The organism is Streptosporangium sp. 'caverna' (assembly GCF_003203775.1).
GTDB classification, from domain to species: Bacteria; Actinomycetota; Actinomycetes; order Streptosporangiales; family Streptosporangiaceae; genus Streptosporangium; species Streptosporangium subroseum.
Window position 1 is genome coordinate 3,977,426 of the sequence record NZ_CP029711.1, and the last position, 11,158, is coordinate 3,988,583.

Below are 11,158 nucleotides of genomic sequence, written 5' to 3' on the forward strand. Positions count from 1 at the left end.
AACGGCCCGTTGTCCCCGAATCGCTTATGAATGACCCGAGGAGCTCGTGATGGGTTCGTATCCGCACGGCACTGCCGTTCTGAGCACCGGGCGGCCTCCCGGCGCTCAGGGAGGCGCGCGGTCGCGTCCGGCCGGGGGTGAGCCGGGTCTGGGGGCCGATCGCGGGCCGGCGGGTCAGCCGGTGTCCCCGCTGTACGGGCGGGAGTACGAGACGCGGCTGCTGGGTGATTTCGTGGAGCGCCTGGGCGGGGGCGGGTCGGCGATGGTGGTGCGGGGGGAGGCCGGGATCGGCAAGTCCGCGCTGCTGAGGGAGTGCGCGGGGGTGGCGGCCGCTCGCGGTGTGCGGATCCTGAAGGCGGCCGGGGTGGAGTCGGAGACACACATGCCCTTTGCCGGTCTGCATCAGCTGTTGCTGCCGATCCGTGCGGAGATCGATGCGTTGCCCGGTCCGCAGCGTGATGCGCTGGGGGCGGCGTTCGGGATGACGGATACGGCGGTGCCGGATCTGTTCCTGGTCGCCCTGGCGGTGCTGAACGTTCTGGGGGAGGCGGCCACCGGCTCGCCGATGCTGCTTCTCATCGAGGACGCGCACTGGCTGGATCGCCCCAGTGCCGATGTGCTGGCGTTCGTCGCACGGCGGCTGGACGCGGAGCCGGTGGTGATGCTGGCCGCGATCCGGGACGGTTTTTCCAACTCCTTCGACGGGGCGGGGTTGCGGGAGCTGCAGCTCAAACGGCTCGATGACGATGCCGCGGCGGCGTTGCTGGATGCCCGCAGCCCGGACCTGGCGCCGGCGGTGCGCCGGCGGTTGCTGAAGGAGTCGGCGGGCAATCCCCTGGCCCTGGTGGAGTTGCCGCTGGCCTCGGCCCCGCAGACCGGCGAGGGCGCCCTGCTGGCGTGGCTTCCGCTGACGACCCGCCTGGAGCGGGCGTTCACCGCCCGGGTGTCGGGCCTGCCCTCGGTCACTCGCGCGCTGCTGCTGGTCGCCGCGCTCAACGACGGCGCCTCGCTGAGTGAGACGTTGAACGCCACGTCGACGGTCGTCGGAGGGGCCGTCACCGCGGACGATCTGATGCCGGCGATCGCCGTGGGGCTGGTCGACGCGGACGAGGCGGGGGTGGCGTTCCGGCATCCGCTGATGCGCTCGGCGATCCGTCAGAGTTCGAGCCTGTCGCAGCGTCACCTGGCACACGCCGCGCTGGCCGATGTGCTCGGCGACCGGCCGGAGCGGGGCGTCTGGCATCGGGCGGCCTCCAGCGCCGGGCCCGACGAGGCCATCGCGTCGGAGTTGGAGGAGGCGGCGGCGCGGGCGCACCGCCAGGGCGCGATCATGACGGCCGCCGCGGCGCTGGAGGGCGCCGCCCGGCTCAGCGACGATCCCGCCCACCGCGTCCGGCGGCTGCTGCGGGCCGCCGAGTACGCGGTCGAGCTGGGACGGCAGGACGTGGTCATCCGGCTCCTGCGCGACGCCGAACCCCTCGAACCGTCACCACGGCAGCGGGCGCGGATGCTGTGGATCCGGGGAAGCTTCACCGACGGCATCCGCGACGACAGCGCGCAGGCGCTTTCGCTGGCCGAGTTCGCCGAGGGCGTGGCGGCGGACGGGGACATCGATTTCGCGCTGCAGCTCCTGTGGAGCGCGGCCCTGCAGTGCGCCTGGACTCAGATCGATCCCCGGGCCCGGGAACGCGTCGTCACCGTGGCCGAGAATCTGCCGATCGACGACCTGGACGCGCGGCTCCTGGCGGTCCTGGCGTACGCCGCTCCGATCGAGCGGGGCGCGGTCGTGATCGAAGGCCTCCGCCGCCTGGCCGCGAGCCCGCCCGGAGACGCGCAGACGGCTCGCCTGCTGGGCAGCGCGGCGGTCAGGGTGGGGGCGTTCGATCTCGCGGAGGAGTTGTGCGCCGCCTCGCTCGTCGGCCTGCGGGAGCAGGGCCGGCTCGGGATCCTGGCGCGGGCGCTCGTGGTGCAGGCGCGCAACGCGGTCCATCTCGCCGACCTGAGCGTGGCCATCCCCGCCGTCGAGGAGGCCGTCCGGCTGGTGCGGGAGACGGCCCAGCCGCATCTGCACGCCATCTCACAGGCCCTCGGGGCCATGCTCGCCGCGCTCCGCGGCGACCTGGACGGGGCCGAGGTTCTCGCGGCGGAGGCCGAGCAGGAGGGTCTGCCCGTCGGCATACGCCCGGTGCTGGCCACCGTACGGCATGCGCGCGGCCTCGCCGCCCTCGGCGGCGGGCGCTACGGCGAAGCGTACGAGCAACTGCGGCGGATGTACGACCCCGCCGACCCGGCCTGCGACGTCTCGCTGCACTGCTGTGCCGTCGGGGACCTCGCCGACGCCGCCGTGCACAGCGGGCAGGGCGCTGCGATCGCGGGCATCGTGGAGGAGATGGAGGCGCTGGCTCTCGGAACGCCGTCGCCGGCGCTGCACGCAGGCCTGCGCTACGCCCGGGCGGTGCTGGCCGACGACGCCGAGGCGGAGCCCTTCTTCGAAGCGGCCCTCCGGGCGGACACGGAGCGGTGGTCCTTCGTGCGCGCGCGTGTCCAGCTCGCCTACGGCGAGTGGCTCCGGCGGCAGCGGCGTACGGCCGAATCACGGGTGCCCCTGCGCGCCGCCCGCGACACGTTCGACGCTCTCGGCGTCATTCCCTGGAGCGAGCGGGCGCGCCAGGAGCTGCGGGCCTCCGGGGAGACCAGCCGCAGCCGGGACAGCGAGGCACGGGACAAGCTCACACCGCAGGAGTTCCAGATCGTCCAGATGGCCGCCGAGGGACTGACCAACAAGGAGATCGGCCAGAAGCTCTACCTCTCGCACCGGACCGTCAGCTCCCACCTCTACCGGATCTTCCCCAAGCTGGGGGTCACCTCGCGATCGGAGCTGGACGCCGCCCTTCGCACGTCCCTCTGATCTCGCCGCCGGGATTCGTCCCGGGCCGGCCCTGGCATCTGGCATAAGGGCGAGGACGGTCCGGGCGTCGCAATAAAGTGTCTGTCATGCATGTCGACGCGTGGCTTCAGGCGATATCTCCGTTGTGGATCTGTCTCCTGGTCGGGCTGGTGATCGGGGTGGAGAGTCTCGGCATCCCGCTGCCCGGAGAGATCGTCCTGGTCAGTGCCGCGCTGCTGGCGGCGCAGGGAGTGGTCGACCCGTTCTGGGTGGGAGTCTGCGCGAGCGCCGGGGCCATCATCGGTGACTCGATCGGCTACGCCATCGGACGCAAGGGCGGCAAGCCCATGTTCGACCGGCTGGGCCGCAGGTTCCCCAAGCACTTCGGCCCGGACCACATCGACAAGGCAGAGCGCTACTTCCAGCGTTACGGCATGTGGACGGTGTTCTTCGGCCGGTTCATCGCGCTTCTGCGCATCCTGGCGGGTCCGATCGCGGGTGCGGTGCGCATGCCGTACTGGAAGTTCCTGATCGCCAACGTGCTCGGCGGGATCGCCTGGGCGGGCGGGACCACCGCCGTCGTCTACTACCTGGGCAGGGTCGCCGAGAAGTGGCTCAAGGGCTTCTCCTGGGCGGGGCTGGCGGCCGCGGTGCTGTTCGGCGCCGCGACCATGCTGATCGTCAAGCGCAGGGCGGCCAAGATGGCCGCGCGGGAGGCCCTGGAGCCGGCGATCGCGGACTGATTACCAGGTCTGGGGATGTGCAGCCGCGCTGGTGCGGTCACGGTGAGTATGAAGAAGCACTGTGAAGGGAAGCGCCATGCGACCTGATATCACTCTGACCGGGCACGAGCCCATCGCCACCTTCCATACCTACGCCGAGGCCCAGCGGGCCGTGGACCAGTTGTCGGACCAGCGGTTCCCGGTCGAGCACACGATGATCGTCGGAGTGGACCTCCGGCTCATCGAGCAGGTGCTCGGACGGCTGACCCCTGTGCGCGCGGCGGGAATGGGCGCGGCGTCGGGTGCCTGGTTCGGTCTGCTGATCGGCCTGTTCTTCGCGATCTTCGCCAGAGGTTTTCCGCTCGCCCTGCCCCTGTGGGGTCTGATCTGGGGCGCGATAGCAGGAGCGATCTTCGGACTGATCGCCCACACGCTCAGCGGCGGGAAGCGGGACTTCCTCTCCTCCAGTTCCCTGGTCGCCGATCGTTACGAGGTTCTGGTCACGGCCGAGCACGCGGCCGAGGCGCGCAAGCTGCTCGACGCCGGCATGCCTCAGGTACAGCGGGAGAGCTCCGTCAATCCGGGAGACCTCACGTAACGGGGCTTCCGCGACGGGAAGAGCCTCCGGCGGGGGTGCGGGCAGGACTGCCCGCACCCCCGGAGCCGGGTGCTGCGCTCACCGTTGTTCACCGTTCGCCGCAATCGATCAGACAAGAGGCCCACACGGATGGGCCGGCGCGGAAGGGTCAGCGCATCTAGGAGGCCAACATGGCTAAAGCAGTCGGAATCGACCTTGGCACCACCAACTCGGTTATCGCCGCGATGGAAGGCGACAAACCCACGGTGATCCCCAACACCGAGGGGTCGCGCACGACACCGTCGGTCGTGGCGTTCACCGAGCAGGGCGAGCGGCTGGTAGGGCAGCTGGCCCGACGCCAGGCGATTCTCAACCCCAAGGGGACGATCTATTCGGCCAAGCGCTTCATCGGCCGCCGCTATGACGAGGTCTCCAGCGAGCTGAACGCCGTGTCGTTCGACGTGGTCTCGGGGCCGGACGGGGCCGTCCGGTTCAAGATCCACGAAAAGCTGTACGCGCCCGAGGAGATCGCCGCCGCGGTCCTGCGCAAGCTCGTGGACGACGCGTCGAAGTTCCTCGGGGAGAAGGTCACCGAGGCCGTCATCACCGTGCCCGCCTACTTCAACGACTCCCAGCGCCAGGCGACCAAGGACGCGGGAAAGATCGCGGGCCTCGAGGTGCTGAGGATCATCAACGAGCCGACCGCGGCGGCCCTCGCCTACGGCCTGGACCGCAAGGAGAACGAGACCGTGCTGGTCTTCGACCTGGGCGGCGGGACCTTCGACGTCAGCATCCTCACCGTCGGCGAGGGCGTCGTCGAGGTTCTCGCGACCGCGGGCGACACCCACCTGGGCGGGGACGACTTCGACCGGCGCATCGTCGACCATCTCGCCGACGAGTTCCAGCGGGACAACGGCATCGACCTGCGCAGCGACCCCCAGGCCCTGCAGAGGCTGTTCGAGGCGGCGGAGAAGGCCAAGGTCGAGCTGTCCTCGGTCACCCAGACGCAGGTCAGCCTGCCCTTCATCACCGCGGACGCCTCGGGGCCCAAGCACCTGAACACCACGCTCAGGCGGGCGACGTTCGAGGAGATCACCGCTGATCTCGTCGAACGCTCCAAGGGACCGGTCCAGCAGGCCATGTCCGACGCCAAGCTCACCGCCGACGACATCGACGAGGTGATCCTGGTGGGCGGCTCGACCAGGATGCCCGCCGTCCAGAACCTGGTACGCCGCATGACGGGTGGCAAGGACCCGAACATGACGGTCAACCCGGACGAGGTCGTAGCGCTGGGCGCCGCGGTGCAGGCGGCCGTCATCAAGGGCGAGGTGAAGGACGTCGTCCTGCTCGACGTGACGCCGCTCTCGCTGGGCATCGAGACACTCGGCGGGATCATGACCAAGGTCATCGAGCGGAACACCACGATTCCGGCCCGCCGCTCCGAGGTGTTCAGCACCGCGGAGGACAACCAGACCGCCGTGGACGTCGTGGTGCTGCAGGGCGAGCGCGAGCGCGCCGCCGACAACCGGGTCCTCGGCCGATTCCGGCTGGAGAACATCAGGCCGGCGCCGCGCGGCGTACCCCAGATCGAAGTGACCTTCGACATCGACGCCAACGGGATCCTGAACGTCTCCGCCAAGGACAAGGACACCGGTGCCGAGCAGCGCATCACCATCACCGAGAGCTCGACCCTGGACCAGAGCGAGATCGAGCGGATGGTCGCCGACGCCGAGCGGCACCGCGACGAGGACCAGCGGCTGCGGCAGATGGTCGACGCGCGCAACGAGCTCGACAGCGCCGCCTACCAGGTGGAACGGCGCCTGGCGGAGCTGGGGGACGCGGTGCCCGTCCACGAGAAGGCGCGGGCCGAGATGCTGGTGACCGACGCCCGCGAGGCGATCAAGCAGGAGGCCCCGCTCGACCGGCTCCGGTCTCTCACGACCGATCTGCAGCAGGTTTACCAGAGCCTCGGAACGTCGGCCTCCGGCCCCTCGGGCGGCCCCGGCCGACCGGAGGGCGCTCAGGGCGCTCAGGGCGCTCAGGGCGGGAACGACGATGATGTCATCGACGCGGAGTTCACGACCAATGAATGAGCCATCCGAAAGGAAGGGAACCGAGCGCACCGAACGCGCCGTCCCGGATCAGAGCACCGCGTCGGACCAGGGGGCTGGGCCGGACGAGAGCCCCGCGCCGGACGCGGCAGAGCCCCAGGCGCGGATCGAGGAGCTCCAGGCACAGGTCACCGACTTGGAGGACCGCTGGCGGCGTGCTCTGGCAGACCTGGACAACCTTCGTAAACGCGTCGTCCGGGACGTCGAGCGGGTGCGGGGCGACGAACGCGCGCGGGCGGCCGCCGAGTGGCTGCCCGTGCTGGACAACCTGGAACGCGCCCTGGAACACGCGGAGACCGATCCCGCGTCGATCATCGAGGGGCTGAAGGCGATCCGGGACCAGGCCCAGGACGTGCTCGCCCGTCTCGGCTTCGCACGCCGTGACGACACCGGAGCGACGTTCGACCCGGCCAGGCACGAGGCGGTGGCCGTACTCGCGCAGGAGGGCGCGCCCGACGGGACCGTCCTGCACGTGCTACGGCCCGCCTACGGAGACGGCGAACAGCAGCTGCGACCCGCGCTGGTCGTGGTGGCCAAGGGGGAATGATGCCCCCCCGCCGTGACTTCTACGAGATCCTCGGGGTGCCGAGAGGAGCGAGCCAGGACGAGATCCAGCGCGCCTACCGGAAGCTGGCGCGCGACAACCACCCCGACGTCAACAAGGACCCGGCCGCCGAGGACCGGTTCAAGGAGGCCTCGGAGGCGTACAGCGTCCTGTCCGATCCGGCCACCCGGCGCCGCTACGACGCGTTCGGCGCCGATTTCCGCCAGGTGCCCGACGGCGTGGACCCGGAGACCTGGGCACGTGCCCGAGGCCGCGGGGCCGGGCAGGGCCGGGCGGGCCAGGCCGGAACCGGGGGCTTCGGCGGTTTCGGCCAGGACGTCGACCTCGAGGACCTCCTCGGCGGCATCTTCACCGGCCGCGGGGGCCGGGCGGGCCGGGGCTGGGGGCCGATCCCCGGCGCCGACCAGGAAGCCGAGATCGAGCTGACCGTGGAGGAGGCCTACCACGGCGGCCGGCGTTCGATCGTCCTGGGCGACTCGCGCAGGCTGGACGTCGAGATTCCCGCGGGCGTGACCGCCGGGCAGCGCATCAGGCTGGCCGGTCAGGGAGGCAGGGGCGGTGACGGGGCTCCCGCCGGAGACCTCTACCTGATCGTCAGGATCGCGCCGCATCCCCGCTACCGAGTCGAGGGCCGCGACATCTACGTCCATCTCCCCGTCACCCCGTGGGAGGCGGCGCTCGGCGCCTCCGTCGCGGTCGAGACCCCGGAGGGCGAGGCCAAGGTCAAGGTGCCCGCGGGCACGTCCGGCGGCCGGCGGCTGCGGCTGCGCGGCCGGGGGATGCCAGGCGCCCGGGGCAAGCCGGGCGACCTGTACGCCGAGGTGCGGATCATGGTTCCGCCACAGCTGTCGGAGGAGGAGCGGCGCCTGTTCGAGCAGCTCGCCGCGGTCTCGACATTCGATCCGAGGAGGCGGTGATGACCTACTCCCTCATCAGGCCCGACCGTCTGGACCTGGAGGCGTTCGCCAGGGCCACCGGCACGCATCCGGAGCTGGTGCGCCGCCTCGTCGTCCTCGGCGTGCTCGAAGCGCGGCGCGACGCCGCCGGACGTCTCTGGTTCCCGCTGCCCGAGCTGCAGGTCATGGCGCGGGTCCAGCGCCTGCGCGCGGGGTTCTCCCTCAACTACGCCTCCCTCGGTCTCGTGGTCCACCTGCTGGACCGCATCGCCGAACTGGAGGCGGCACTGCGCGACCGTTCCCGACCCACAGGAGGCTCGTCGTGGACCTGAACCAGCTGACGCAGAAGTCGCAGGAGGCGTTACACGACGCGCAGACCAAGGCACTTCGCTTCGGCCACACCGAGGTCGACGGTGAGCAGCTGCTGCTGGCGTTGATCGACCAGCCGGAGGGGCTGATCCCCCGGCTGATGCTCGCCGCCGACGCCGACCCCAACCGGCTCAGGGAGGAGCTGGAGGCCGAGCTGAACCGCAGGCCCCGGGTCAGCGGTCCCGGCGCCGAGCCCGGCCAGGTCTATGTGACGCAGCGGTTGTCGCGCCTGCTGGAGGCGGCCAAGCGTGAGGCCGACAGGCTCAAGGACGAGTATGTCTCGGTCGAGCATCTGCTCATCGCCCTGCTTGAGGAGGGGAACGAGACCGCCGCCGGACGGCTGCTGCACCAGCAGGGTCTGACCAGGGACAGCTTCCTCAAGGCGCTCACCGCGGTCCGGGGCAACCAGCGGGTGACGTCGGCGATGCCCGAGGTCGCCTACGAGGCGCTGGAGAAGTACGGGCGCGATCTGGTGGCCGACGCGGTGGCGGGCAAGCTCGACCCGGTCATCGGCCGCGACGCCGAGATCCGCCGCGTCATCCAGATCCTGTCCCGCAAGACCAAGAACAACCCCGTCCTGGTCGGCGATCCCGGAGTGGGCAAGACCGCCATCGTGGAGGGCCTCGCCCAGCGGATCGGCAACGGGGACGTGCCCGAGGGGCTCAAGGGCAAGACGGTCTTCAGCCTCGACATGGGCGCGCTCGTGGCCGGCGCCAAGTACCGCGGTGAGTTCGAGGAACGGCTGAAGGCAGTGCTGGGCGAGGTCAAGGCCGCCGAGGGGCGGATCCTGCTCTTCGTCGACGAGATGCACACGGTGGTGGGCGCCGGCGCGGCGGAGGGCGCCATGGACGCGGGCAACATGCTCAAGCCCATGCTCGCCCGCGGCGAGCTGCACATGATCGGGGCGACGACCCTCGGGGAGTATCGCAAGCACATCGAGAAGGACGCCGCCCTGGAGCGCCGCTTCCAGCCGGTGATGATCGACGAGCCCTCGGTCGAGGACGCCGTGTCGATCCTGCGAGGCCTGCGCGAGCGACTGGAGGTCTTCCACGGGGTGAAGATCCAGGACAGCGCCCTGGTGGCCGCCGTCGTGCTGAGCCACCGCTACATCTCCGACAGGTTCCTTCCCGACAAGGCCATCGACCTGGTGGACGAGGCCTGCGCGATGCTCCGTACGGAGATCGACTCCATGCCCGCCGAGCTCGACGAGCTCACCCGCCGGGTGATGCGGCTGGAGATCGAGGAGACCGCGCTCGCCAAGGAGGAGGACGCCGCGAGCGCGGCCCGCCTGGAGGAGCTGCGCAGGGAGCTCTCCGACCTGCGCGCCGAGGCCGATGCCATGCGCGCGCAGTGGGAGGCCGAACGGCACGCGCTGCGCACGGTCCAGGCTCTGCGCGTGGAGCTCGAGCAGGTGCGGGCCGAGGCCGAGCGGGCCGAGCGCGACTACGACCTCAACCGCGCGGCCGAGCTGCGGCACGGCAGGCTGCCCGAGCTCGAACGGCGGCTGCAGATCGAGGAGGAACGCCTGCTCAGCAAGCAGGGCGTCGCACGCCTGCTGCGCGAGGTCGTCACCGACGACGAGATCTCGATGATCGTCTCCAGATGGACGGGCATCCCGGTGAGCCGCCTGCAGGAGGGGGAGCGGGAGAAGCTGCTGCGCCTCGACGAGATCCTGCACGAGCGGGTGGTCGGCCAGGACGAGGCGGTGCAGCTGGTGGCCGACGCGGTCATCCGGGCCCGCTCCGGCATCAAGGACCCGCGCCGCCCGATCGGATCGTTCATCTTCCTGGGGCCGACGGGGGTCGGCAAGACCGAGCTGGCCAAGGCCCTCGCGGAGGCGTTGTTCGACACCGAGGACAACATGATCCGCATCGACATGAGCGAATATCAGGAGCGGCACACCGTCAGCCGCCTCGTCGGCGCGCCTCCGGGTTACGTCGGATACGAGGAGGGCGGCCAGCTGACCGAGGCCGTACGGCGCAAGCCGTACTCCGTCGTGCTGTTCGACGAGGTGGAGAAGGCGCACTCCGACGTCTTCAACACGCTGCTGCAGGTGCTGGACGACGGGCGGCTCACCGACGCGCAGGGCAGGACCGTCGACTTCCGCAACACCGTCCTGATCATGACCTCCAACATCGGCTCCGTGTACCTCCTCGAAGGCGTCACGCCGGGCGGCGAGATCAAGCAGGACGCCAAGCAGCAGGTCATGGCGGAGCTGCGCTCCCGCTTCCGTCCGGAGTTCCTCAACCGGGTGGACGACATCGTGATCTTCAAGCCGCTCACCCCCGACGAGATCGAGCGCATCGTCGGCCTCATGCTCGGCGAGCTGCGCGCCCGGCTCGACCAGCGGGGGATCCGGCTGGAGATCACCGAGGACGCGCTCAGATACATCGCCGAGCGGGGGTACGACCCCGTGTACGGCGCCCGTCCGCTGCGCCGGTTCATCGCCAGGGAGGTCGAGACCCGCATCGGACGTGCGCTGATCACCGGGGAGGCGCAGGAGGGCGCCGTGATCCGGGTCGGCCTCGCCGAGGGAGAGCTCGCCGTCACCTACGAATGAGGAGGACCGGCCATGTCATCGCGCATCGTGCAGTGCGGGAACTGCGGGAAGAAGAACCGCGTGCCCGCGATCGCGGCGGGCGTTCCGCACTGCGGCTCCTGTCATCGGTCGCTGCCGTGGATCGCCGAGGCCGGTGACGACGACTTCGCCGAGGTGGTCGAAGGCTCGACGACCCCGGTGATCGTCGACTTCTGGGCGACGTGGTGCGGGCCCTGCCGGATGGTCAGCCCCGCCCTCGACCAGGTGACCCAGGACTTCGCCGGCAGGGTGAAGCTCGTCAAGGTGGACATCGACCGGGCGCCGAAGCTCTCCGACCGCTTCACGATCCGCGCGGTGCCGTACCTCATGGTCGTGAGCGGCGGGCGCGTCGTGGCCGAGCGGGCGGGCGCCGCGCCGGTCACCGAACTGCGCGCCTGGGTGGAGGGCGCGCTCGCCTCGGCGGGTGCGGCGGCAGGCAGGAAGGACGGCTGA

General features: G+C 70.8%; 9 protein-coding genes. All 9 read left to right on the forward strand.

The window, feature by feature from the left end:
- Positions 1-49 precede the first annotated feature (49 nt).
- On the forward strand, positions 50-2,908 hold the full coding sequence (locus tag DKM19_RS17570) for a LuxR family transcriptional regulator (RefSeq protein ID WP_110696624.1): 2,859 nt from the start codon (positions 50-52) through the stop codon (positions 2,906-2,908).
- 86 nt (positions 2,909-2,994) lie between these two features.
- Positions 2,995-3,630 carry a DedA family protein gene (locus DKM19_RS17575; RefSeq protein ID WP_110696625.1) on the forward strand — a complete coding sequence of 212 codons (636 nt, stop codon included), beginning with the start codon at positions 2,995-2,997 and terminating at the stop codon, positions 3,628-3,630.
- 76 nt (positions 3,631-3,706) lie between these two features.
- A complete protein-coding gene (locus DKM19_RS17580; protein ID WP_110696626.1) occupies positions 3,707-4,207 on the forward strand; it encodes a general stress protein in 501 nt (166 codons plus the stop codon).
- Between the two features lie 170 nt (positions 4,208-4,377).
- On the forward strand, positions 4,378-6,279 hold the full coding sequence (gene dnaK, locus DKM19_RS17585; protein ID WP_110696627.1) for a molecular chaperone DnaK: 1,902 nt from the start codon (positions 4,378-4,380) through the stop codon (positions 6,277-6,279).
- The gene (locus tag DKM19_RS17590) at positions 6,272-6,844 is read left to right on the forward strand and encodes a nucleotide exchange factor GrpE (RefSeq protein WP_110696628.1); all 573 of its coding nucleotides are present in this window, start codon (positions 6,272-6,274) and stop codon (positions 6,842-6,844) included. The genes dnaK and DKM19_RS17590 overlap by 8 nt, the downstream gene beginning before the upstream one ends.
- Complete coding sequence (locus tag DKM19_RS17595) at positions 6,844-7,779, forward strand: DnaJ C-terminal domain-containing protein (protein WP_110696629.1); 936 nt, start codon at positions 6,844-6,846, stop codon at positions 7,777-7,779. Before DKM19_RS17590 ends, DKM19_RS17595 begins: the two co-directional genes overlap by 1 nt.
- Positions 7,779-8,090, forward strand: coding sequence for a chaperone modulator CbpM (locus DKM19_RS17600; RefSeq protein WP_110696630.1), 312 nt, complete (start codon positions 7,779-7,781; stop codon positions 8,088-8,090). The genes DKM19_RS17595 and DKM19_RS17600 overlap by 1 nt, the downstream gene beginning before the upstream one ends.
- Entirely contained in the window at positions 8,081-10,687 is a 2,607-nt protein-coding gene (clpB, locus tag DKM19_RS17605) for an ATP-dependent chaperone ClpB (protein ID WP_110696631.1), read from the forward strand. Before DKM19_RS17600 ends, clpB begins: the two co-directional genes overlap by 10 nt.
- A gap of 12 nt (positions 10,688-10,699) precedes the next feature.
- A complete protein-coding gene (trxA, locus tag DKM19_RS17610) occupies positions 10,700-11,158 on the forward strand; it encodes a thioredoxin (RefSeq protein WP_110696632.1) in 459 nt (152 codons plus the stop codon).